19 protein-coding genes are annotated in these 23018 nt (G+C 61.6%); 7 read left to right on the forward strand and 12 right to left on the reverse strand.

All coding sequences use genetic code 11. From position 1 onward, the window contains the following. Positions 1–40 precede the first annotated feature (40 nt). Positions 41–1654: a GNAT family N-acetyltransferase gene (locus ACFO3E_RS13015; protein ID WP_380805285.1), complete on the forward strand. Its 1614-nt coding sequence runs from the start codon at positions 41–43 to the stop codon at positions 1652–1654. Between the two features lie 117 nt (positions 1655–1771). Here ACFO3E_RS13015 and ACFO3E_RS13020 read toward each other — a convergent pair whose 3' ends face one another. Further along, positions 1772–2986 carry an FAD-dependent oxidoreductase gene (locus ACFO3E_RS13020; RefSeq protein WP_380805286.1) on the reverse strand — a complete coding sequence of 405 codons (1215 nt, stop codon included), beginning with the start codon at positions 2984–2986 and terminating at the stop codon, positions 1772–1774. 53 nt (positions 2987–3039) lie between these two features. Here ACFO3E_RS13020 and ACFO3E_RS13025 point away from each other — a divergent pair, with 53 nt between their 5' ends. Then, positions 3040–3237 carry a KTSC domain-containing protein gene (locus ACFO3E_RS13025; protein WP_066524439.1) on the forward strand — a complete coding sequence of 66 codons (198 nt, stop codon included), beginning with the start codon at positions 3040–3042 and terminating at the stop codon, positions 3235–3237. Positions 3238–3344: 107 nt separating this feature from the next. Here the strand turns inward: ACFO3E_RS13025 and glmS are convergent, their stop codons facing one another. From glmS to glmU, 3 genes are all read right to left on the reverse strand, one after another. After that, on the reverse strand, positions 3345–5168 hold the full coding sequence (glmS, locus tag ACFO3E_RS13030; RefSeq protein WP_380805289.1) for a glutamine--fructose-6-phosphate transaminase (isomerizing): 1824 nt from the start codon (positions 5166–5168) through the stop codon (positions 3345–3347). 93 nt (positions 5169–5261) lie between these two features. Further along, the gene (locus tag ACFO3E_RS13035) at positions 5262–6119 is read right to left on the reverse strand and encodes a metallophosphoesterase (RefSeq protein WP_380805291.1); all 858 of its coding nucleotides are present in this window, start codon (positions 6117–6119) and stop codon (positions 5262–5264) included. After that, a complete protein-coding gene (glmU, locus tag ACFO3E_RS13040) occupies positions 6116–7408 on the reverse strand; it encodes a bifunctional UDP-N-acetylglucosamine diphosphorylase/glucosamine-1-phosphate N-acetyltransferase GlmU (protein ID WP_380805384.1) in 1293 nt (430 codons plus the stop codon). Before glmU ends, ACFO3E_RS13035 begins: the two co-directional genes overlap by 4 nt. A gap of 158 nt (positions 7409–7566) precedes the next feature. On the opposite strand from glmU, the gene ACFO3E_RS13045 reads away from it, so the two are divergent. Both ACFO3E_RS13045 and ACFO3E_RS13050 read left to right on the forward strand, forming a co-directional pair. Continuing rightward, positions 7567–8244 carry an HAD family hydrolase gene (locus ACFO3E_RS13045; RefSeq protein WP_066524447.1) on the forward strand — a complete coding sequence of 226 codons (678 nt, stop codon included), beginning with the start codon at positions 7567–7569 and terminating at the stop codon, positions 8242–8244. Positions 8245–8376: 132 nt separating this feature from the next. Next, positions 8377–9549 carry a GGDEF domain-containing protein gene (locus ACFO3E_RS13050; protein WP_380805295.1) on the forward strand — a complete coding sequence of 391 codons (1173 nt, stop codon included), beginning with the start codon at positions 8377–8379 and terminating at the stop codon, positions 9547–9549. A 61-nt stretch (positions 9550–9610) separates the two neighbouring features. On the opposite strand, the gene lpdA is transcribed toward ACFO3E_RS13050, so the two are convergent. The 8 genes from lpdA to ACFO3E_RS13090 form a co-directional block, all read right to left on the reverse strand. Continuing rightward, positions 9611–11011 carry a dihydrolipoyl dehydrogenase gene (gene lpdA, locus ACFO3E_RS13055; RefSeq protein ID WP_380805297.1) on the reverse strand — a complete coding sequence of 467 codons (1401 nt, stop codon included), beginning with the start codon at positions 11009–11011 and terminating at the stop codon, positions 9611–9613. Positions 11012–11124: 113 nt separating this feature from the next. Further along, a complete protein-coding gene (gene odhB, locus ACFO3E_RS13060; RefSeq protein ID WP_380805299.1) occupies positions 11125–12366 on the reverse strand; it encodes a 2-oxoglutarate dehydrogenase complex dihydrolipoyllysine-residue succinyltransferase in 1242 nt (413 codons plus the stop codon). Between the two features lie 8 nt (positions 12367–12374). Further along, the gene (locus ACFO3E_RS13065; RefSeq protein ID WP_380805301.1) at positions 12375–15170 is read right to left on the reverse strand and encodes a 2-oxoglutarate dehydrogenase E1 component; all 2796 of its coding nucleotides are present in this window, start codon (positions 15168–15170) and stop codon (positions 12375–12377) included. Between the two features lie 87 nt (positions 15171–15257). Beyond that, positions 15258–16142, reverse strand: a complete 885-nt coding sequence (gene sucD / locus ACFO3E_RS13070) for a succinate--CoA ligase subunit alpha (RefSeq protein ID WP_066524454.1) — start codon at positions 16140–16142, stop codon at positions 15258–15260. A 98-nt stretch (positions 16143–16240) separates the two neighbouring features. Further along, complete coding sequence (gene mdh / locus ACFO3E_RS13075) at positions 16241–17203, reverse strand: malate dehydrogenase (RefSeq protein WP_066524456.1); 963 nt, start codon at positions 17201–17203, stop codon at positions 16241–16243. A gap of 277 nt (positions 17204–17480) precedes the next feature. Next, positions 17481–18593: a cell division protein ZapE gene (gene zapE / locus ACFO3E_RS13080; RefSeq protein ID WP_066524457.1), complete on the reverse strand. Its 1113-nt coding sequence runs from the start codon at positions 18591–18593 to the stop codon at positions 17481–17483. Next, on the reverse strand, positions 18590–19051 hold the full coding sequence (locus tag ACFO3E_RS13085) for a PaaI family thioesterase (RefSeq protein ID WP_380805306.1): 462 nt from the start codon (positions 19049–19051) through the stop codon (positions 18590–18592). The genes zapE and ACFO3E_RS13085 overlap by 4 nt, the downstream gene beginning before the upstream one ends. 4 nt (positions 19052–19055) lie before the next feature. Beyond that, positions 19056–19844, reverse strand: coding sequence for a succinate dehydrogenase iron-sulfur subunit (locus ACFO3E_RS13090; RefSeq protein ID WP_062115037.1), 789 nt, complete (start codon positions 19842–19844; stop codon positions 19056–19058). 134 nt (positions 19845–19978) lie between these two features. On the opposite strand from ACFO3E_RS13090, the gene ACFO3E_RS13095 reads away from it, so the two are divergent. The 3 genes from ACFO3E_RS13095 (at position 19979) to ACFO3E_RS13105 (ending at position 23003) form a co-directional block, all read left to right on the forward strand. After that, positions 19979–21205, forward strand: coding sequence for a glycosyltransferase (locus ACFO3E_RS13095; RefSeq protein ID WP_380805309.1), 1227 nt, complete (start codon positions 19979–19981; stop codon positions 21203–21205). A gap of 107 nt (positions 21206–21312) precedes the next feature. Beyond that, positions 21313–21945 carry a hypothetical protein gene (locus ACFO3E_RS13100; RefSeq protein WP_380805312.1) on the forward strand — a complete coding sequence of 211 codons (633 nt, stop codon included), beginning with the start codon at positions 21313–21315 and terminating at the stop codon, positions 21943–21945. A 41-nt stretch (positions 21946–21986) separates the two neighbouring features. After that, positions 21987–23003: a glycosyltransferase family 2 protein gene (locus ACFO3E_RS13105; RefSeq protein ID WP_380805314.1), complete on the forward strand. Its 1017-nt coding sequence runs from the start codon at positions 21987–21989 to the stop codon at positions 23001–23003. Positions 23004–23018: the final 15 nt, after the last annotated feature.

A 23018-nucleotide genomic window follows, 5' to 3' on the forward strand; every position in this document is an offset into this window, starting at 1 on the left:
GGCGCCCCAAGCGCCGCCTTTTCCATGACGGGAGATCTGAATGACGACCGCGACCAGAAAACGCCTGGAGGTCCGCACCGCGGTCCCATCCGACGTACGCGGCATTCAGCGGCTGATCGCCCGTGTCTATCCCGGCATGTCCAATTATTCGCTGGCCACGCTCCGGGGTCAGATCAACAATTTTCCGGATGGCTGCTTCGTCGCCCTCTACGATAACCGGATCGTCGGCTATTGCGCGACCATGCGCGTCAGCAGGACGATGGCCTTTTCGTTCCATGATTGGGAGGAGATCACGGCCAACGGCTTCGGCACCCGACACAGCGCGGCGGGTGAATGGCTGTACGGCTATGAAATGGCCGTCGATCCCAAATTACGTGGCCTGCGCATCGGCCAGCGCCTCTATGACGAACGCAAGGAACTGGCCGAACAGCTGGACCTGCACGGCATCATCATCGCTGGCCGCATGCCCGGCTACGCGCGCGCCAAACGCCGCGTCGATGGTCCCGCCGACTATCTGGACAAGGTGGTCCACGGCAAGCTGCGTGACCAGGTCATCAGCTTCCAGCTCAAGAACCAGTTCGAACCCTTGGGCGTCCTCGAAAATTACCTGCCCGAGGACAAGCAGTCGGACGGTCACGCCGCTCACCTTGTTTGGCGCAATCCTTATGTCGATCCGGATGAAGCCCCCGAAATGCGGGTCCCGCGCGGCGTCGAAAGCGTCCGCCTCGCCACCTGCCAGCTTCAGGCGCGCGCGGTCGAGGATTTCGACGCTTTCATCCGCAACATCGAATATTTCGTCGATGTGGCGGCGGATTACAGGTCCGACTTCATCGTCTTTCCGGAGCTATTCACCCTTCCCCTGCTCTCTTTCGAAACGAAGAAGCTCTCGCCGCTTGAAGCGATCGACAAGCTCACCGGCTATACCCCGCGCCTGACCAAGGAGCTAACGCGGATGGCTCTGGAATATAATATCAACATCATCGGCGGGTCTCACCCGACGCGAGCCGATGATGGCGATATCCAGAATATCGCCTATGTCGCCCTGCGCGACGGTTCGGTTCACACGCAGGAAAAGATCCATCCCACGCCCAACGAAGCCTTCTGGTGGAACATCAAGGGCGGCGATTCGCTGGACGTTATCCAGACCGACTGCGGCCCGATCGGCGTCCTCATCTGCTACGACAGTGAATTCCCCGAACTGGCGCGTCGCCTCGTCGATCAGGGCGCGCGCATTATTTTCGTGCCCTTCTGCACCGACTCTCGCCTGGGCTATATGCGCGTCCGCTACTGTGCGCAGGCCCGCGCGATCGAGAACCAATGCTATGTCGTGATGTCCGGCAATGTCGGCAATCTGCCCAATGTCGATAATATGGACATTCAATATGCACAGAGCGCGATCCTGACGCCCTGCGACCTCCCTTTCGCGCGCGACGGCATCGCGGCGGAATCGACCGAGAATGTCGAAACGCTGACCATGGCCGACGTGAACCTCGCGGACCTCAGCTGGGCCCGCGCGGAAGGCACGGTACGCAACCTGCGCGACCGGCGGTTCGACCTTTACCATATCGATTGGGACAGCAGCCCCGATCACGCTCACGCCCCCAGCGGTGGCCCCGTCCCGGCAGGCGGGCACAATGCGCCGGGCGGTGGGTGATCAGTCGCAAGACGCCTCTCACCGTCAACTACCTCAGCAATGCAAGAAGCCGCCCACCACCGTTCGGGCTGAGCCTGTCGAAGCCCCATTCTTCACACCCCGACAAGCCCAAAGCTGCTAAATCCGTCCTCCGGCATCGGGCGACCGGATATGCTCGCGCCGGAATCCCAATCCCACCAGCCGCGCCGGGATCCCCCGCAAAACCGCAAAGCGATCCAGCAACTTGACCGGCCAGGGCGGCGCGGTCAGCCGCGCATCCGGGTCCAGCAGCGCCCCGATAATCCGGTCATGGGCCATCTTCTGCATCCGCTGGATAATCCGCGTCGGCAGCAGTCGCCGCCGCTGCACCAGAGGCGCGATAGCGTCCACATCCCGCCCCTCGGCCATTGCGCCCGCCATCAAATTCGCCGCCGCCACCGCATCCTGAATAGCTAGGTTGATCCCCACACCGCCAACCGGCGACATGGCGTGGGCCGCATCTCCGATCGCCAGCAGCCCCGGCCGATACCAGCGCGTCAGGCGGTCGAGCGCCACCGACAACAGTTTCACCTGATCCCAGTTCGTCAGGTCCCGCGCCGCTTCCGCCATATCCGGCGCCAGCGTTCCGATCTCGGCCCGAAACGCCTCCAACCCTCTGGCGCGCACGGCATCCGCCTGCCCCTTGGCAAAGACATAGGCGCACTGCCCATAATCGCCCCGGTCGATCTGAACGAACAGCCGCCCGGCTTCGAACACGCCCATGCTTTGATTTTCCGCCGTCTCCCGCTTCGGCAAACCGAACCAGAAAACGTCCATGGGTGCGCCGATATCCTCCAGCGGCAGCGCCGCCGCCTCTCGCAACACCGACCGGCGCCCGTCCGCCGCAATCACATATTGGGCGGCCACCCTCTCGCCGCCGGCGAGCAGCACGGCATTGACGCGCCCGCTGCCGTCATAGCCAAGCCCTATCGCCTCCGCATTCATGCGCAGGGCAAAACCTGAATAGTGCCGCGCCTCGTCCGCCACGAAATCCAGGAAATCCCACTGCGGCATTAGCGCAATGAAGCGGCTTTCCACCGGCAAACGGCGGAAATCGGCTATCCGCATCCGCCGCCCGGCAACGCGCCCCGCCAGTTCGCTGACCTTGTTGTGCGGCCGTTCCAGCAAGCGGTCACGCAGGCCGAGTTCGCGAAACAGTTCCAGCGTGGAGGGGTGAACCGTATCGCCACGAAAATCGCGCAGGAAATCGCCATGCTTCTCCAGCACAGTGACCGGGACCCCCGCTCGCGCGAACAGCAGGCCAGCCATCATCCCCGCAGGGCCGCCGCCGACGATCACCAGATGAGCGGCCATTGCCCCTCCTGCTTTCAGGAAACATCCGTCCTGCCACAGGGGTTATAACCTGCATGCCTTCGACCGTCATCCGCCGCTTCGATTATGATGCCGCGCAACACCGGCTGGATGTGCAGTTCGTCAGCGGTAGGCGCTATAGCTATCATGACGTGCCGGAGAAGCTGGTCGCCGACATGCGAAAGGCCACGTCGAAGGGCGGCTTCTTCAACCGCCGCATTCGCGACCATTTCCGCTTCACCCGTGAGGAATGAACGAACCGCGTTGGGTCGAGATCGCCTTGAAACCGTTCGCCCTGAGCTTGTCAGAGGGCTTTCTTGGCGAACGGAAAGGCCCTCCGACTGCTTCCGTAGGCTTTACCTCACTCCACCGTCACCGATTTCGCCAGGTTACGCGGCTGATCGACATCCGTGCCCTTCGCGACCGCCACATGATAGGCAAGCAACTGCACCGGCACCGCATAAATCATCGGCGCGATCAGTGGATGGACCTTGGGCATGGTGATGGTCGCGATGCAGCCCTCGCCCGCGGCCTGAACCCCATCATAATCGGAAATCAAAATAACCTTGCCGCCGCGCGCCTGCACTTCCTGCATATTGCTGACGGTCTTTTCAAACAGCGGCCCGCTCGGCGCCAGCACGATCACCGGCACCTTGTCGTCGATCAGGGCGATCGGCCCATGCTTCATCTCGCCAGCGGCATAGCCTTCGGCATGGATATAGCTGATTTCCTTGAGCTTCAGCGCCCCTTCCAGCGCCAGCGGATAGTCCGGCCCACGCCCCAGATACAGCACGTCGCGCGCACCCGCGACCAGATGCGCCATATCCTCGATCGACTCGTCATAGGCCAGCGCCCCATTGAGCGCAGCGGGCGCTTCGGACAGGTGCCGCACCAGTTCCTTCTCCGCCTTGGCGTCGAGCCGACCCTTGGCGCGCGCAAGGTTGGCGGCGAACGCGGCCAGCACCGCCAGCTGGCAGGTGAAGGCCTTGGTTGAAGCGACGCCGATTTCCGGCCCTGCATGGGTTGGCAGCAGCAGGTCAGCCTCCCGCGCCATGGTGCTGGTCGGCACGTTGACGACGGCGGCGATCTTCTGCCCCTCCGCGCGGGCATAACGCAGCGCGGCGAGCGTATCTGCCGTCTCACCGGACTGACTGATGACGATCATCAACCCGCCATCCTCCATCACCGGCGCGCGATAGCGGAACTCGCTCGCCACATCGATATCGACGGGGACGCGGGCGAACTGCTCGATCCAATATTTCGCGACCATCCCCGCATAATAGCTGGTGCCGCAGGCGACGATGGTGACGCGGCGGATCGTTCCCAGGTCAAAATCCGGTATCGGCAGCGAGACCCGGTCCTCCATCCGCTGAAGGTAAGACTTCAGCGTCTGCGCCACCACGACCGGCTGCTCGTAAATCTCCTTGAGCATATAGTGACGATGATTGCCCTTGGAGATCAGCTCGCCAGTGACGCCGGAAATGGTGATGGGTCGCTCGGCGGGGTTGTTGTCCTTGTCGAAAATCTCCGCGCCATCGGCCGTGACGACGACCCAATCGCCCTCCTCCAGATAGGCGATGCGCTGCGTCAGCGGAGCCAGCGCCAGCGCGTCGGAGCCGAGATAGGTCTCGCCCTCGCCATAACCGACCACCAGGGGCGACCCGAGCCGCGCGCCGATCAGCATGTCCGGATGGCTGCGGAACAGGATCGCCAGGGCAAAAGCGCCATGCAGGCGCGGCAGCACTTGGCGGACGGCCTCCTGCGGCGAAGCGCCCTGCTCGACCAGTTCACTCACCAGATGGGCCACGACTTCGGTATCCGTTTCGCTATCGAAACGACGCCCGCGCCCCGTCAGTTCCTCACGCAGCGGCTTGAAATTCTCGATGATCCCATTGTGCACCAGCGCCACTTCCTTCGTGGCATGCGGATGCGCATTATTGGTCGTCGGCGCCCCATGCGTCGCCCAGCGGGTATGTGCGATGCCCGTCGTTCCCGGCAGCGGACAATTCGCTAATTCCTTCACCAGATTGGCAAGCTTGCCTTCCGCCCGCCGCCGCTCGATCGCGCCCTCATAGACCGTCGCAACGCCCGCGCTGTCATAGCCGCGATATTCCAACCTGCGCAGCCCTTCGACAAGCCGCTCCGCCACATCGTCCTTACCGATGATTCCGATGATACCGCACATGAATCCTGAGCCTCAAAGTCATGCAAAGAAAAGAGAAGCGCTGCCTTCCGCCCACCTATGCCATGATCGGCATGCCAGCGACAGGGGCCAGTATCATTCTGGACGAATTGTCACCAGCCAGACATCCGGCGGTGAGAGCATCCGGATCGGCAGCCCGCTGGTGCCGACGCCAGCCGACACGATCATCGATTTCGCGCCCTCGCGATATAGGCCACAGGCATAGCGCGTACCGAAGCGGGACGGTACATAGACGATCCCGGCAAACGGCAGCGCCACCTGACCACAATGTGTATGCCCCACCAGCGTCAGCAGCGGCCTGTCCGGCAGGGCGGGAAGCACATCCGGTCCGTGCGACAGGACGACCTGCGCGCCGCCCAGCTCCTCCATTGCTTGCAAGGTGCCGGGGATGTCCGGCCGGCTCGTATAGATGTCCCGCAACCCGCCGATCACCAGCGGCCCTCGCCGGACGGCTTCGTTGAGTAGCAACGGAATACTAATCCTCGCGAACAACTGACGCCATTGCTTGCCATTGACCTTGGCATGACGTTTCGCGTCATGATTACCCAGCACCGCCAGCACCCCCAAGGGAGCGCGCAGCCCGGCAAAGGGCGCAATGCTCGCTGCTGCGTCGTACGTCGCGCCACCCTTAGGGTCTCCGATATAGTCCCCGCCCAGCAGGATGAGGTCGGGCTTTAGTCGGTTTACCTGCCGCACGATCCTTGTCATCCGTTCGGGGCTGTTGTCCGGCCCGGACAGGTGACTGTCCGTCAACAATGCTACTGTCACCGGCTGCCGCATCGCACCCGCGGGATAGGGCAGCGCGATCTCCATGCGTCGCACCACCGGCATGACGCGGGCATTGTCGCAAAGCCACAAGGCAAAGCTGGTCAGCAGCAGGCAGGGCAGCAGCAAGGCCCAGACGCAGCCCCGGCGGCTAAAAAGACGCGTCACTTGGCGGCTTTGCGCGCCTGCATTTTTGCCCGGAAGCGTGCTGCCCAGCCTGGCTTCCCCTCCTGCACAGGACGAACAAGACAGAGCGCGTCGGCCTCTACCTCCTGCGTCACGACGCTGCCTGCGCCCACGATTGCCCCCTCGCCGATCTTCACCGGCGCGACCAGCGCGCTGTTCGAGCCGATGAAGGCGCCTGCGCCAATCTCCGTTTTATATTTGAAGAAGCCATCATAATTGCAGGTGATCGTACCCGCCCCAATGTTCGCGCCGGTCCCAATGCTGGCATCGCCGATATAGGACAGGTGGTTGACCTTCGCGCCCTCGCCCAGTTCCGCCTTTTTGACTTCGACGAAATTGCCGACCTTCGCCTTGGCGCCGATCTTCGCTCCTGGGCGCAGCCGTGCATAAGGGCCGATCTCCGCGCCCGTCCCGATTGTCGCCCCTTCAAGGTGCGAAAAGGCGCGGATCACCACATTATCGGCGACCGTTACACTGGGTCCAAACACGACATTGGGCTCGATCACCACATCGCGGCCCAGCGCCGTGTCATAGGCGAAAAACACGGTCTCTGGTGCGATCAGCGTCGCGCCGTCGCGCATAGCCTCACTGCGCCGCCGGTCCTGCCACGCAGCCTCGATCACCGCCTGCTCAGCCCGGCTATTGACGCCAGCCACCTCCCACGCCTCCGTTTCGATGACTGCGCTTTGCGTTCCGGGCAGCATGATGATGTCGGGCAGATAATATTCACCCGCCGCATTGTTGTTGCCGATCTTGTCCAGCAACACGAAGAGATCGGTCGATCGCACCGCCATCAGGCCGGAGTTGCACAGCGTCACCGCACGCTCAGCAGCGTCTGCATCCTTATATTCGACCATCTTGCCGATGATGCCCTGACCATTGGTGATGATCCGGCCATAGGCCCCGGCATCTTCCGGCCGGAAGCCCAGAACCACGGCGCGCAGTTCATCCCCCAGGTTCAGCCGGTCCAGCATCGCCCGCATCGTCTCAGGCCGGACCAGCGGCACATCGCCATAGAGGATCAGGATATCGCCCGCAAAACCAGCGAGCGCGTCATGCGCCTGCGCGACGGCATGGCCCGTGCCCAGTTGCTGCTCCTGCACCGCGATCACCGCACCGGTGCCTGCCACAGCCGCTTCCACCTGATCACGGCCAGCCCCGACAACCACCACCTGCCGCTCGGGGTCAAGCTCTGCGATACTGCTGAGCAGGTGCAGCAGCATCGGCCGGCCCGCGACGGGGTGCAGCACCTTGTGCTTGGCCGATTTCATTCGCGTACCCTGCCCGGCGGCAAGGATGATGACGGCGAGTGGGCGGGTGGCGGTCACGGCGGACGCGTCCTCTTCTTGGGTGAAAAGATCGATAAATCTCATCGCTCTCTGCCACGTTTGACTTGCCTTTGCCACCGCGCAGACCGCATGAGCCGCCGATGACCAGCATTCCTTTTGACATAGTAGGCTTCGACCTTGACGGCACCTTGCTCGACACCAGCGGCGACCTGGCGGCTGCCGTCAATTATGCGATCGCGACGGATGGCCGCCCGCCCTTTCCCGTCGATGCGATCCGCCCTTTCGTTGGCAAGGGCGCGAAAGTCATGCTGGAGCGCGCGCTGACGGCGTCCGGCGGCTATGATGATGATCTGCTGGCGAGGATGCTGCCGATCCTGCTCGATTATTATGAGCAAAACCTCGCCATCCATTCCATACCCTATCCGGGTTTGTTGGAAGCGATGACGGCGCTAGAGCAGGCAGGCTTGAAGCTCGCCATTTGCACGAACAAGGCGGAACGCTTCACCATTCCACTGCTTCACCAGATCGGCCTGTCAGACCGTTTCGCCAGCGTCGTGGGCGGCGACACGCTAGGTGTAGCAAAGCCTGATCCTGCCCCCATTCACGAAATGATCGCACGCGCGGGCGGCGGCCGCACCATCTTCCTGGGCGACACGATCAACGACATCGCGGGCGCGCGCAATGCGGGCATTCCCAGTATCGCGGTCAGCTTCGGTTTCCTCGATGGCCCTGTCGAACAACTGAAGGCGGACGCCGTCATCCATCATTTCGATGAGTTGCTGCCGCTCCTGAAAAACTGGCTGGGTGGACCTGCGTGACGGCCGTTAGTCCATAACGGACCAACATCTCATCGATTTTGGAAGTATTTGTTAAGTCAGGCCTTATACCGCGTCCCGCACGGCAGCCTTGTGCCCGGCATCTTACCGTCAACCAGATAGAGGGCAGACAGCATGGGCGAGAACTACGCTTTCTTCCTGCCGGTGATGATGGCGAGCTTCGGGGTCGTTTTCCTGATCGTCTGGGGTTGGCATGTGCGTGCGGCAGGCTGGTGGAGCGCGGCTTTTTTCTGCATCGCCGCGGGCTTTTCCGCGCCTGCCGGCTTCGCGGCGATCCCTACACCGCTGTGGAGCATTATCGCCGATCTGCTGTTCGCGACCGGCTTTTTGCTTTTCAGCCAGGCGCTATTGCAACGCTGGCGGCCATCCTGGCTCTTGCCGGTTCGGCTAAGTATCTGGGGCGGTTCGCTACTGCTCTGTGTCATCGCGAATATTGTCGATAATTTGCCCCTTGAGCTGGTTGCATCGGACTTCGGATGCTTCCTCCTTATCGCACTCCCGCTCATCGCCGCGAAAGGCCATTTGCGTGGGGGTGCGGATCGAGCGCTGTTCGCTGCGGCATGTCTTGTCGCCTTGGACAATCTTGTGCGCGGCAGCACCGTCCCCCTTACTCTTTCTGCCGGCAGTGACTTCCTCACCAGCAATTATGCCTATCTGATGCAAGCGCTGGCCTGCATTTTCGGACTGTTTCTAGCGCTTTCCGCGCTGGCGACGCAGGTGATTGTTTTGCTGGGCCGCTATCAACGCGAGGCGATGATCGATCCTCTTTCGGGTTTGTTCAACCGCCGCGGCTTTGATGACGCAGTCGCCAGGATCGAAGCGGAAGGTGGGCATGGTGGTAGCCTCATCGTCTGCGACATCGATCATTTTAAAGCCGTCAACGACGAATATGGACACGCACTCGGCGACTCGGTGATCAGCGCGCTGTCTCAACTGATCATCGCGGCCGCACCGCCCGGCGCCATTGCCGCGCGCTTTGGCGGGGAGGAATTTGTCCTGTTCCTCCCGGGCACGAACGCGGCCCGGGCTGCGGAGGTCGCCAACGACCTGCGGGAAAGCTTTACTCGAACGGTGGCGGTTACGCTGCAACTTGCGCATGTGCTGACCGCCAGCTTCGGGCTTTCCACCGTGCAGCGGAGCGACCGATCGATCCACGACGCTATCGCGCGCGCTGACGAGGCACTCTACGAAGCGAAATCACGCGGTCGCAACCGGGTCTGCGTTCGGCGCGCCCTCTCTTCGCCGGCTGCGGAACCCGTCTTCCCTCAGCGGATCGTCAGCGCTTGAAAAAGAAAAGGGCCACCCGAAAGGCGGCCCTTTAACCTCGACTGAGAGGTCGAGACAGCGATCACATGTGGATCGGCTTGCCCGTCACCGCCATCGCGGCTTCCTTGATCGCTTCGCTATGCGTTGGGTGCGCGTGGCAGGTATAGGCGATGTCCTCGCTCGAAGCGCCGAACTCCATAGCCTGCGCCGCCTGCGCGATCATCGTGCCGGCTACCGTCGCGATCACCCACACGCCCAGAACCTTGTCGGTTTCAGCGTCGGCAATGACCTTCACGAAGCCATCAGGCTCATGATTGGTCTTGGCCCGGCTGTTCGCCAGCATCGGGAACTTACCGACCTTGATCGCGCCACGCTCCTTGGCGGCTTCCTCGGTCAGGCCCACGCCCGCTATTTCAGGCTTGGTATAGACGACCGAGGGGATCACATCATGATTCACGATGCCGGTCAGGCCCGCGATATTCTCCGCGGCGGCAATGCCTTCGTCCTCGGCTTTGTGCGCCAGCATTGGCCCGGGGATCACGTCGCCGATCGCCCAGACGCCGGGCGCCTTGGTCGCGAAATCATGATCGGTCTCAATTTGGCCGCGAGCGTTCAGTTCTAGGCCGATCTTGTCGAGGCCCAGGCCATCCGTATTCGGGCGACGACCGATCGACACCAGCACGACATCCGCTTCGATCGTTTCCGAAGCACCACCGGCGGCGGGCTCGACCGTTAAGGTGACGCCCTTCTTGTGCGCCTCCGCGCCGGTCACCTTGGTGCCAAGCTTATATTCAAAGCCCTGCTTCTTGAATATCTTGTTCGCCTCTTTGCGAACTTCACCATCCATGCCGGGCAGGATCTGGTCGAGAAACTCGACCACTGTGACCTTCGAACCCAGCCGACGCCACACGGAACCCAGTTCCAGCCCGATGACGCCGCCGCCGATGACGACAAGATGATCAGGGACTTTGTCGAGTTCCAGTGCGCCAGTGGAATCGACGATCAGGCCCTTCTTGTTATCGACTTCAACGCCCGGCAGCGGTGTGACGGATGAGCCGGTCGCGATGATAATGTTCTTGGCGGTCACGGACTTGCCCGCGACGTCAACAGTGTTCGGTCCAATGAAGCTGGCGAGCCCCTTCAACCAATCGACCTTGTTCTTCTTGAACAGGAATTCGACGCCGCCGGTCAGACCCTTCACCGCATCCTTGCGCTGGCCCTGCATGGTGTCGAGGTCCAGGCTCATCTTGTCGATCTTGACGCCCAGCTTGGCGAGCGCGCCGCCGGCCGCTTCCTCATATAGTTCCGAAGCGTGCAGCAGCGCCTTGGACGGGATGCAGCCGACATTGAGGCAGGTGCCGCCAAGCGTGTTGCGGCTCTCGGCGCAAGCGGTCTTGAGGCCCAACTGTGCCGCGCGGATCGCAGCGACATAGCCGCCCGGGCCAGCGCCGATCACCAGAACGTCGTAATCGAAGTCTGCCATAACAATCTCCGTTCGCCCCGAGCCTGTCGAAGGGCCTCACTTCTTCTTTTGTCCTTCGCAAAAAGGACGGGGCTTCGACAGGCTCAGCCCGAACGGAACGATAGGGCTGCCCCTTACAGGTCGATCAGCAGGCGGGTCGGATCCTCGATCGCATTCTTGACCGCAACCAGGAAGGTCACGGCTTCACGACCATCGATCAGGCGATGATCATAGCTGAGCGCCAGATACATCATCGGACGGATGACGATCTCACCGTTGCGGACGACCGGACGGTCCTCGATCCGGTGAAGGCCCAGCACCGCCGATTGCGGGGGATTGATGATCGGGCTCGACAAGAGCGACCCGAACACGCCGCCATTGGAGATGGTGAAGGTGCCCCCCTTCATATCTTCCATGGTCAGCGCGCCTTCCTTGGCCTTCTTGCCGAAGTTGCCAATCGTCTTTTCAATATCTGCGACGCTCAGGCTTTCCGCATTACGGATGACCGGCACGACCAGACCGTTCGGCGCCGACACAGCCACCGAAATGTCGGCAAAGTCGTTATAGACGATCTCGTCGCCCTCGATCTGTGCGTTGACGCCGGGAATGTCGCGCAGCGCCATGCAGACGGCCTTGGTGAAGAAGCCCATGAAGCCGAGGCGAACGCCGTGCTTCTTTTCGAACAGATCCTTATATTTCGCGCGCGCCTCGATGACGTTGGTCATATCGACGTCATTATAGGTGGTGAGGAGCGCCGCGTTGTTCTGGGCTTCCTTGAGACGCTTGGCGACGGTCTGGCGCAAGCGGGTCATCTTGACGCGCTCCTGCTTGCGGCTGGGGCCAGCAGCCGGTGCTTCAGCAGCGGGCGCGGGGGCAGAAACCGAAGCGGTCGCCTTGGCCGTGCCCGCGGCAACGGCGGCCATGACATCGTCCTTGGTCAGGCGACCGTCCTTGCCGGTGCCCTTGATCTTGCTGGGATCGAGACCATGCTCCAGCACCAGCCGGCGCACGGCAGGTGAAAGCGTCAGGTTGCCACCCTCATCGTCGTCTGCAGAGGCCGCAGCGGTAGGCGCTGGCATTGCAGCTTCCGCCTTCGCGGCGGGAGCCGGAGCAGCCGCCGAGGGGGGATCTGCTGAAGCGCCCTCATTGATCATCGCCAGCAATGCGCCGACATTCACCGTATCGCCTTCTTTGGCGATGATGTCGCCTAGCGTACCAGCGACCGGCGCAGGCACGTCAACCGCAACCTTGTCGGTTTCCAGGCTGACGATCGGCTCGTCGGCTTTGACGGCCTCACCGGGTTTCTTAAGCCACTGGCCAACGGTTGCTTCGGTGACGGATTCGCCCAGGGTGGGAACTTTGACTTCGGTTGCCATGAGCTGTGTCAGCCTTTCTTCTGGCGGCGGATTTCTTCACGAACGCTGTGGCCCAGCGCATCGGCGACGAGGGCGCCCTGCTCGGCGACATGGCGCTTGGCGAGGCCCGTGGCGGGCGAAGCGGCAGCCTTGCGGCCCGCATAGCGCGCGCGCATCGGCGCCTTGCCAGCCTGCGCCAACGCTTCCTCGACATAGGGTTCCACGAAGAACCAGGCGCCATTGTTGCGCGGCTCTTCCTGGCACCAAACCACATCTTCCAGGCTGGTCATGCGTTTGATGCGCGTGGCCAGCGCTTCGGTGGCGAACGGATAGATTTGTTCGATACGAACAATCTGAACATCCGTGTCACCGGCCGCGTCGCGCGCTTCGAGCAGGTCATAGAAGACCTTCCCCGAGCAGAGCACCAGGCGGCGGGTATCCGCATCAGCCGCCCCGTTAGGGTCCGACAGGATCCGCTTGAAGTGCGTCTCGCCCAGGAAGTCCTCGGCCTTGCTCACCGCCAGCTTGTGACGCAGCAGCGACTTGGGCGCCATGATGATCAACGGCTTGCGGAAAGGCCGCAGCATCTGACGACGCAGGACATGGAAATAGTTCGCAGGGGTCGTGATGTTCGCGACCTGGATATTTCCCTCGGCGCAAAGCTGCAGGAAGCGTTCCAGACGCGCCGAGCTATGTTCCGGACCCTGCCCTTCATAGCCATGCGGCAACAGGCAAACGAGACCATTGGAACGCAGCCACTTGGTTTCCGACGAAGCGATATACTGATCGAACACGATCTGCGCACCGTTGGCGAAATCGCCGAACTGAGCTTCCCAGAGCACGAGACTCTTGGGATCGGCCAGCGCAAAGCCATATTCAAAGCCTAGCACGCCATATTCGGAAAGCGGCGAATCCAACACTTCGAAGCGGCCGTGCGGCACGGTCGAGAGCGGGATATATTTATTCTCGCTGTCCTGATCGATCCAGACGGCGTGACGCTGGCTGAACGTGCCGCGACCGGAGTCCTGGCCCGACAGGCGAACGCCATAGCCTTCCGACAGCAGCGAGCCAAACGCCAACGCTTCGCCGGTCGCCCAGTCGAAGTTCACACCGTTCTTGAACATCTCGGCTTTGGCTTCGATCACGCGCTTCAGCGTCTTGTGGACGTTGAGCCCTTCGGGAACCGTGGTCAGCGTCTTGCCCAGGCTATCGAACAGTTTCTGGCTGATCGCGCTTTCGACATTCTGCCGCGCGGTTTCGGCGTCGGCGGGCTTGTGCAGGCCCGACCAGCGACCCGCGAACCAGTCAGCCTTATTGGCCTTGTAGCTCTTTGCCGCTTCGAACTCTTCCTCAAGCTGGTTGACGAAATCGCCCGTTACCTTGTTGACGAAATCATCATCAACCACGCCTTCCGCCTTCAGCCGAGCCGAATAGACATCGCTGACGGGAGGATGCTGGCGGATCTTCGCGTACATCTGCGGTTGGGTGAAGCTCGGCTCGTCGCCTTCATTGTGACCGAAGCGGCGATAGCACCACATGTCGATCACGATGTCGCGATGGAAGGTCTGGCGATATTCGATTGCCAGCTTGCATGCGAAGGTCACGGCTTCCGGATCGTCGCCATTGACGTGCAGGATCGGCGCCTGGACGCCCTTCGCCACGTCGCTCGGATAGGGAGATCCGCGCGAAAATTGGGGCGAGGTCGTAAAGCCGATCTGGTTGTTGACGATGAAGTGGATGCAGCCGCCGGTATTGTAGCCGGAAACCCCCGAAAAGCCCAGGCATTCCCAAACGATGCCCTGCCCGGCGAAAGCAGCGTCGCCGTGGATCAGCACGGGCAGAACCTGCTCATGATTGCCCAAGTCGTCACGGAAGGTCTGCTGCGCACGGACCTTGCCCAGAACCACCGGATCGACCGTTTCCAAGTGCGACGGGTTGGGCACCAGCGACATATGCACCTTGATGCCGTCGAACTCACGGTCGGTCGATGTGCCGAGGTGATATTTGACGTCGCCCGAACCACCAACATCCTCGGGATTGGCCGTACCACCGGAAAATTCATGGAAGATGACGCGGAAGCCCTTGGCCATCACATTGGCGAGCACGTTCAGGCGGCCCCGATGGGCCATGCCGTAAACAATCTCGCGCACGCCCAGCGCGCCGCCATGTTTGATGATCGCTTCGAGCGCGGGAATCATGGACTCGCCGCCATCCAGGCCGAAACGCTTGGTGCCGACATATTTGCGGCCCAGGAATTTTTCGTACTGCTCGCCCTGAATCACCTTCGACAGGATCGCCTTCTTGCCCTCAGGCGTGAAGTGGATCTCCTTGTCCTTGCCTTCCAGCCGGTCCTGGAGGAACACGCGTTCCTCGACATCGGCGATGTGCATATATTCCAGGCCAACATTGCCGCAATAATTGGCGCGCAGGATGGCAACGATTTCGCGCACGGTCGCATATTGCAGGCCCAGCGTACCGCCGAGATAGATCTTCTTCTCTAAGTCGGTAAGGCCGTGATATTCGGGCGTCAGGTCGGCCGGAAGTTCACGATGGGTCAGCCCCAGGGGATCGAGATTAGCCGCCAGGTGGCCACGCACGCGATAAGTGCGGATCAGCAGCTGCGCCCGGATAGCATCGTCAGCCGCGCTGACCGCGTCCGCATCTGACACCGCCTTGCCCGATGCCTTGGCGGCGGCCTTCACCGCCACCTGCATCTGCGTCGGGTCAAGCGCGCCGGTCAGATCATCCGTGTCCGTCAGCGGCCAGTTCGGGCGCGCCCAGCTAGGCCCGCGCTCCGTCTCAAAATCCTGGTTTTCGTAACCCATCTCATGCGTCCCATGCCGACCGCGTGCAGTCGCGGAGCGGGGTAACGAGCGGCCGGGGTGCAGCCCGGCCGCCCTGTCTGCTTTGACTTAGCCCTTGAGCACTTCGACGAGCGTCGAGCCCAGTTCGGACGGGCTGGCCGCAACCTTGATGCCAGCCGCTTCCATTGCCGCGATCTTGCTCTCAGCGTCGCCCTTGCCGCCCGATACGATCGCGCCAGCATGGCCCATGCGGCGGCCCGGAGGCGCCGTACGGCCAGCGATGAAGCCAGCCATCGGCTTCTTGCGGCCGCGCTTAGCTTCGTCGATCAAGAACTGAGCAGCCTGCTCTTCAGCATCGCCGCCGATTTCGCCGATCATGATGATCGATTCGGTCGCGTCGTCGGCCAGGAACAGCTCAAGGACGTCGATGAAGTTGGTGCCGTTGACAGGGTCACCGCCGATGCCGACCGCCGTGGTCTGGCCCAGGCCAGCGTTCGAGGTCTGGAACACCGCTTCATAGGTCAGGGTGCCGGAACGCGACACGACGCCAACCGAGCCCTTCTTGAAGATGCTGCCGGGCATGATGCCGATCTTGCATTCATCGGGGGTGAGAACGCCAGGGCAGTTCGGACCGATGAGGCGCGACTTGCTGCCGGACAGGGCGCGCTTCACGCGGACCATGTCGAGCACCGGAATACCTTCGGTGATGCAGACGATCAGCGGGATTTCGGCATCGATCGCTTCCAGGATCGAGTCAGCCGCGAACGGCGGCGGAACATAGATGACCGACGCATCGGCGCCCGTCTTCGACTTGGCTTCCGCGACGGTGTCGTACATGGGCAGGCCGATATGGCTCGTGCCGCCCTTACCCGGCGTGACGCCCGCAACCATCTGCGTACCATAGGCCAACGCCTGTTCGGTGTGGAAGGTGCCGGTGGCGCCGGTCATACCCTGAGTGATGACCTTGGTGTTCTTGTTCACCAGAATGGACATGTCAGTCCCTTTACATTCTGTGGACGTGGCACTTCAGATGGAAGGCAGCATGCCCCAGGCTGCTCACTCACCTGGGGCGCACTGGTGCAGCTCTTGGCTCAGGCGAGCGAGGAGTCGATGCCCTTGCAGGCTTCCAGCAGTTCCTTGACCGCGTCGACCGACACCTGGAGGTTGGCCTTGGCCTCGTCGTTCAGCTCGATCTCGACGATCTGCTCGACGCCGTCCTTGCCGATGATCACCGGCACGCCGACATAGAGATTGTCGACACCATACTGGCCGGTCAGGTTCGCGGCGCAGGGCAGCAGGCGCTTCTGGTCGAACAGATAGGCTTCGGCCATCGCGATGCCGCTGGTGGCGGGCGCATAGAAGGCCGAACCGGTCTTGAGCAGCGCGACGATCTCGCCGCCGCCCGAACGGGTGCGCTGGACGATGGCGTCGATGCGCTCTTTGGTGGAGCGGCCCTGCTTGATGAGGTCGGGGATGGGGATCCCCGCAACGGTCGAATATTCGACGACGGGAACCATCGTGTCGCCATGGCCACCGAGCACGAAGCTGTTCACTTCCTTCACCGACACCTGGAACTCTTCAGCCAGGAAGTGGCTGAAGCGCGCGGAGTCAAGGACGCCCGCCATGCCGACGACCTTGTTGTGCGGCAGGCCGGAGAATTCGCGCAGCGCCCATACCATCGCGTCGAGCGGGTTGGTGATGCAGATGACGAAAGCGTTGGGGGCGTTGTTCTTGATGCCCTCACCCACGGCCTTCATGACCTTGAGGTTGATGCCGAGAAGATCGTCGCGGCTCATGCCCGGCTTGCGGGCGACGCCGGCAGTGACGATGATGACGTCTGCGTCCTTGATGTCGGCATAGTCATTGGTGCCGGTGATCTTGGCGTCGAAACCTTCGACCGGGCCGCACTGAGAAAGGTCGAGCGCCTTACCCTGGGGCACGCCTTCGACGACATCGAAGAGGACGATATCGCCCAGACCCTTAAGTGCAGCGAGATGCGCGAGCGTACCACCGATATTGCCAGCGCCGATGAGCGCGATCTTCTTGCGGGCCATAAACAATCATCCTCCAAGCACGGAAAATTGGAATTGCTGGCTCGCTTAAGCCGATCTCATGAAGGATTCAACCAACTAAAAGCCTCCTAGCGGATTTATCTTTGCAACTTATTCGCAATTGCATTAATGCTTTCAAAGCCCTTGTCGGCCGCGCGCTCCTACCCTGGCGCCGGCCTTTCCCGCAGCGGCCACCTGCCGGACGCTTCCCTTTCCGGGGGAAGCGTCCGGGCCATTTTTGACCGGAATGCGCGAATTTTGGGGACGCCCAAACAAGGCGCTATTTGGGTCCGTGACCCATCGCCAGATAATCGTCCGACTGCATTTCCATGAGGCGCGAGACCGTTCGTTCGAACTCGAACGCCCCGTCCCCTTCGGGATAAAGCCGGACCGGCTCCGCGTCAGCGGACGCAAGTAGCTTCACCTTATATTCGTACAGCGCGTCGATGAGCGTCACGAAACGGGCGGCTTCGTTGCGTTTCTCCGGACCTAGCACCGGAATGCCGACAAGGATCACCGTGTGGAAACGCCGGGCGATCGCCAGATAATCGGGTGCGCCCCGCGCTTCGGCGCAAAGGCGCTTGAACGAGAAGACCGCCACGCCCTTCAGGCTCTTGGGCACATGCAGCGTCCTGCCACCTTGCACCTGTATGTCCTCGGCCGGAACCTTAGCCCTATCCTCCACCGGATAATCGGTCAGGCGGAAAAAGGCCTCCGAAAGGTCCCTGGTCGCCTCTGGCCCGTTAGGCGCATGCCACAGCTTTGCGTCGCCCAATCGGTCAAGCCGGTAATCAGTCGGACCGTTGAGGGTCATCACATCCAGCTTGCTCTTGATCAATTCGATGAAGGGCAGGAAAAGCTGGCGGTTGAGGCCGTTTTTGTAGAGTTCGTCCGGCTCCCGGTTCGAGGTGGTGACGATCGTCACCCGCTTGTCGAGAAGCCCGGTGAACAGGCGCGACATGATCGCGGCGTCGGCCATATTGTTGACGACCATTTCGTCGAAACAGAGCAGCCGTGCTTCTTCCGCCAGAGACTCCACGACGGGTGGAATCGGGTCGCCCTTCTCCGCTTTGCGCGCTTCGGCCAGCCGCGCATGGACGTCGATCATGAATTCATGGAAATGCGCGCGCTTTTTGCGCTGGACCTTCACCGTGTCGAAGAACAGGTCCATCAGCATCGATTTGCCGCGCCCGACGCCGCCCCACATGTAAAGCCCGCGCGGCGGTTCGGGGGGCTTGCGCAGCAATTTCCAGAGCGTCGAGCCGCGCGGGGGGGCTGCTTCCAGTTCCTGCTGCAGACTATCCAGTCGCTGCGCCGCTGCTTCCTGGTCGAGGTCGGCGCGCAATTCCCCTGCCGCGACGAGCGCGCGATAACGCTCGATCACGCTGCTCATTTGGGAGTGGGAACCTTGCGCACCGTCGCCGTCGATGAAGCGACCAGCTTGTCATCCTGATGGATCGTCAGGCGCATGAACATGAGCCGCCCCGTTTCATGCAGCAACTCGACCTCAGCCTGAAGCGGGGAACCCACCTCGCCCGATCCGCAATATTGCATGGAAAGGTCCACCGTCACCGCAGCAGCCTGTTCCGGCCGTCCCATCGCGGTAAGCCCTGCGAAATAGGCATGATCCGCAAAGCCCGCGAGAAAGCCGCCGTGCAACGCGCCCAGCCGGTTGGCATGCGACGGCTGCGTTTCCAGCATCACCGTCGCCCTGCCCTGACCGTTACCGCGCGAATAGCTCCGACCGATCGATGCGTCGAGGAAGGTCCCCGCCACCGGATCGGTCCAGACCAGCCAGCCAGCCCACGGCCCATCGGGCGCGCGGCTCACATGACCCGCATCGTCGCTCACGCGATCAGAGCTGCCGTTCGACCATCATCTTCTTGGTCTCCGCGATCGCCTTCGCCGGGCTCAGGCCCTTGGGACAGACATTCGCGCAGTTCATGATGGTGTGGCAGCGATAGAGGCGGAACGGATCTTCCAGCTCATCCAAGCGCTCGCCGGTATATTCGTCGCGGCTGTCGGCCAGCCAGCGATAAGCCTGGAGCAGGATGGCCGGACCCAAGAACTTGTCGGAGTTCCACCAGTAGCTGGGGCAGCTGGTCGAACAGCAGGCGCACAGGATGCACTCATAGAGGCCGTCCAGCTTCTCGCGATCGGCGGGCGACTGCAGCCGCTCCTTGCCGCTCGGCGGCGGGCTGACGGTTTGCAGCCACGGCTTGATGCTATTGTACTGCGCGTAGAAGTGCGTGAAGTCGGGAACCAGATCCTTGATCACGTCCATGTGCGGCAGCGGCGTGATGCGCACTTCCTTGCCGGCGCATTCCTCGATCGAGGTGGTGCAGGCGAGGCCATTCTTGCCGTTCATGTTCATCGAACAGGAACCGCAAATGCCTTCACGGCAGGACCGGCGGAAGGTCAGCGTCGGATCATATTCATTCTTGATCTTCAGCAGCGCGTCCAGGACCATCGGTCCGCAATTGTCGAGATCGATCTCGAACGTGTCATAGCGCGGATTCTGACCCGAGTCGGGATCATAGCGATAGACCTTGAAGCTCTTGACGTTGCTCGCCCCGTCCGGCGCCTTATGGGCAACGCCCTTACCGGAAATCTTGCTGTTCTTGGGCAGAGAGAATTCGGCCATGGGATAAGATGTCCTCCGTCCGCGCCGATAATCGATCGGGGCGCGCGAGCGAAGCCCTTAGCGCCTCGTCCAGCCATTTGCTACCCTTCAAAGAAGCAAAAGCAAAAGGCTGGCACGCCGCCCTTTCCGCGCCTATGAACAGGCGTCCCAGAGTTGAGCCGCAGTTGCAGAATAACAATCCCATCATCGCCATCGGCAATTACGACTTCCGGCCCAGCGGCACAGTCGTAAAATCCATCGAGATCGCAGCAGCCTGTGCAAAAGCGGGCCTGCCGGTCGAACTATGGGTAGTTCGGGACGAAGGCGCTTTGCGCGCACGCGTGCCAGCCAGCGTGCCGATTTTCGAGACGGGATCAGCGATGCGCCTGCACAACCGCGGTCTTGATCTGGCGCTTAATATTCCCGCCCTCGCCACGGCCCTGCGCCGCCGCCGTCCTACGCTGTTCCTGAGCGGTGGCAATCACCTCCACCTCGCCGCGCGAATTGCCCTTGGCCTGAGTGGCCGAAGGCGATCCATCCAGTTGGGCGCTCGCGCCAGCAATTCGGCGCATCATGGCAAGGCGACACGATGGCAGGCGCTGATCGGCGCTTGGAGCAATCGCCTTAAATTCGGCGGTGCAGACTTTATCGTAGCTGTGTCCCACGCCCTGGCAGCGGAAATTCAAACCGCATTGCCCCAAAAAAAAGTGGGTGTCATCGCCAATGGGGTTGATCTGGCGAAAGTCGATCGGCTTGTTTCTGCACCCTTCGCTCATCATTTCCTGGACAAGGGCAGCGACGGCCCACCCGTGCTGGTCACAATGGGCAGGATCGTGCGGCAAAAAGGCTTTGATCTGCTCGTCTCCGCCCTTGGCTCTCTTCGGGACATCGGCGCGCGGCTCATGATCATTGGCGACGGCAATCCCGATCAGGTCGCGGCGCTCAAAAGCCTGGCTGAAGAAAAGGGCGTTACCGACCGGCTTGCCCTGCTCGGCTATCAGGACAATCCCTTCGCCATCCTTTCGCGCGCCGATCTCTTCGTCAGCGCGTCACGCTGGGAGGGCGCAAGCAACGCACTGATCGAAGCACTCGCTTGCGGGCTTCCGATCGTCGCCACCGATTGTCCCACCGGCAATCGCGAAGTGGTTGAAGCCGGTCCTTACGGGACGCTCGCACCTGTGGAGGATGTGGAAGGACTGGCCGACGCCATCCGGGCCGAGTTGGCCTCTCATCGATCAAAGGAGGCGCAGAGTGCAGGTGCTCGCCGCTGGTCACTCGATCACTGCATGTCAGAATGGGTGCTTTTGCTGCGGGTCGAAAGCCGCTGCGCGAATGCCGCCATCGACACAGAGGGGTCAACCCGCCCGGGCGAATTATTTTGACGCCCCTAGCCGAAGATTTCTAAAGGGGGCGCGTCTTCGCGGGCTTCTCAAGCACGAGTATATCTATGTCACGCCCTCTTTCATGGCCTCTCACCTTCTCCAAGCGGATGCTGCGCGAGGTACTGCTACAAAACATGGTCCATGACGCAGTGGCCAAGCTGGATTTGCCCGTCCCGCCGCTTTACCCCACCGGTGCAGGTGCGAATTACGGCCTATTCTACCTGATTCTGCGCATCATCACCGAAAACCCGATCAATCGCGTACTGGACGTTGGCGCAGGGCAGTCCACGTTGCTCCTGAACGCGTTGGCCAAGAAGTTTCCACTCGACATCGTAACTTTGGAAACTGACAGCGACTGGTCTGACCGGATTGGGCAGAGGGTAAGCCACGAGGTTGTACACAGCCCTCTCGTGCCCAAATTGATCCATGGGGTGGATGTTCAAGGCTACGCCGACCTTTCCAGGATCCAGGGTAAGTTCGACCTCATTCTGATCGACGCTCCTATCGGAACAAAGCGGCATTCCCGCTGGGCGGGGCTCGAACTGATCGACAGTTTTCGTGATCAAAACTGCATCGTTATCTTCGATGATGCCGAGCGCCGCGGCGAAAGAGATACGATCAATCGCTTCTGCGCTTTGCACGAGGATTTGAAGGGCCGCTATTTCCGCCCGGCCGCCGCCCAGCAGTTTGTCGCATGTTCGTCCCAATTTTCACACATCATGTACTATCGTTGGAGCTGATTTCCCCCAACGAACCTCGCTCATTTGATAACAAGGTTGAGATGCCCCATTCGCCCAAGGTCACTGTGTTCATGCCGGTCTATAATCGCGCGGTCTTCGTAGCCGCCGCGATTGAATCGGTGCTAGCCCAAAATTTCGATGATTTTGAGCTTTTGATCATCGACGACGGATCGACGGACGACAGTATGGCGGTGGTAGGCCGCTATGACGACCCGCGCATCAGGGTAGAGCATAACGGTCAGAATCGGGGTATCCCCTTCACGCGCAACCGGGGTCTGGATCTCGCTCGGGGCGAGTATATCGCTCTCCTCGACAGCGATGACCGCATGGCTCCTCGCCGGCTGGAAAGACAGGTCACCTATCTGGATTGTAATCCGCAGATCACCACGCTGGGCGGCTGGGTTACCAAGGTGAACGGCAAGGGGCGGGCAGTACGGAACCTCATCAAACCGCTTCACCCCGACGAACTGAAGGCTTGGCTTCTATTCCGCTGCTGTCATGCAAATACCTCGGTCATGGCGCGCACCAAGGCGCTGCGGGACTTGCGCTATGACGAGGATTTCGCCGTGTCCTCGGATTTCGAACTGTCGGTGCGGCTTTCGGAAAAGTATCACGCGGCGAACATGGCCCGCACACTTACGCTTATGCGCGAGCATGGCGGCCGGATTACCAATTCCAGCGGAACCAAGGTGCAGACCGCGAAGGTCCGCATTGCCGAACGCCAGCTTATCGCCCTGGGCGTCGCCTTCGACGAGGAAGACCTTGCCCGACACTGTCGTTTGATGAGAATGAAGGGCAAGGAGTGGCGCGACCATCCAACTTTCCTCGATTGGGCTGAAGGGTGGCTAGAGCGGCTACAGCGGGCGAACGCTCGGGCAGGCATCTATTCGCAACGGGCGCTCGCGAGCGTTTTCGGCCAGGTGTGGTTCTATTCCTGCTTGCACGCTTCCGGCACGATCGGGCGCCGCAAGGCTTTGTCCCGCTTCACCCGATCACCTTTGCGCAAGGGCGTCAGCGCGTCCTTGATCGACAATCTGGCATTCGCGCTCAGGGGTTAAGCCCGCTCTTTCGAC

It is taken from the genome of Sphingobium tyrosinilyticum, assembly GCF_042654265.1.
Taxonomy (GTDB): domain Bacteria; phylum Pseudomonadota; class Alphaproteobacteria; order Sphingomonadales; family Sphingomonadaceae; genus Sphingobium; species Sphingobium tyrosinilyticum.

Excerpts from the sequence above, each read along its gene's own strand:
- ACFO3E_RS13015 (WP_380805285.1), top strand. The coding sequence starts at position 41 with ATGACGACCGCGACCAGAAAACGCCTGGAGGTCCGCACCGCGGTCCCA.
- ACFO3E_RS13020 (WP_380805286.1), bottom strand. The coding sequence starts at position 2,986 with ATGGCCGCTCATCTGGTGATCGTCGGCGGCGGCCCTGCGGGGATGATG.
- ACFO3E_RS13025 (WP_066524439.1), top strand. The coding sequence starts at position 3,040 with ATGCCTTCGACCGTCATCCGCCGCTTCGATTATGATGCCGCGCAACAC.
- glmS (WP_380805289.1), bottom strand. The coding sequence starts at position 5,168 with ATGTGCGGTATCATCGGAATCATCGGTAAGGACGATGTGGCGGAGCGG.
- glmU (WP_380805384.1), bottom strand. The coding sequence starts at position 7,408 with ATGAAATCGGCCAAGCACAAGGTGCTGCACCCCGTCGCGGGCCGGCCG.
- ACFO3E_RS13045 (WP_066524447.1), top strand. The coding sequence starts at position 7,567 with ATGACCAGCATTCCTTTTGACATAGTAGGCTTCGACCTTGACGGCACC.
- ACFO3E_RS13050 (WP_380805295.1), top strand. The coding sequence starts at position 8,377 with ATGGGCGAGAACTACGCTTTCTTCCTGCCGGTGATGATGGCGAGCTTC.
- lpdA (WP_380805297.1), bottom strand. The coding sequence starts at position 11,011 with ATGGCAGACTTCGATTACGACGTTCTGGTGATCGGCGCTGGCCCGGGC.
- odhB (WP_380805299.1), bottom strand. The coding sequence starts at position 12,366 with ATGGCAACCGAAGTCAAAGTTCCCACCCTGGGCGAATCCGTCACCGAA.
- ACFO3E_RS13065 (WP_380805301.1), bottom strand. The coding sequence starts at position 15,170 with ATGGGTTACGAAAACCAGGATTTTGAGACGGAGCGCGGGCCTAGCTGG.
- sucD (WP_066524454.1), bottom strand. The coding sequence starts at position 16,142 with ATGTCCATTCTGGTGAACAAGAACACCAAGGTCATCACTCAGGGTATG.
- mdh (WP_066524456.1), bottom strand. The coding sequence starts at position 17,203 with ATGGCCCGCAAGAAGATCGCGCTCATCGGCGCTGGCAATATCGGTGGT.
- zapE (WP_066524457.1), bottom strand. The coding sequence starts at position 18,593 with ATGAGCAGCGTGATCGAGCGTTATCGCGCGCTCGTCGCGGCAGGGGAA.
- ACFO3E_RS13090 (WP_062115037.1), bottom strand. The coding sequence starts at position 19,844 with ATGGCCGAATTCTCTCTGCCCAAGAACAGCAAGATTTCCGGTAAGGGC.
- ACFO3E_RS13095 (WP_380805309.1), top strand. The coding sequence starts at position 19,979 with ATGAACAGGCGTCCCAGAGTTGAGCCGCAGTTGCAGAATAACAATCCC.
- ACFO3E_RS13100 (WP_380805312.1), top strand. The coding sequence starts at position 21,313 with ATGCTGCGCGAGGTACTGCTACAAAACATGGTCCATGACGCAGTGGCC.
- ACFO3E_RS13105 (WP_380805314.1), top strand. The coding sequence starts at position 21,987 with ATGCCCCATTCGCCCAAGGTCACTGTGTTCATGCCGGTCTATAATCGC.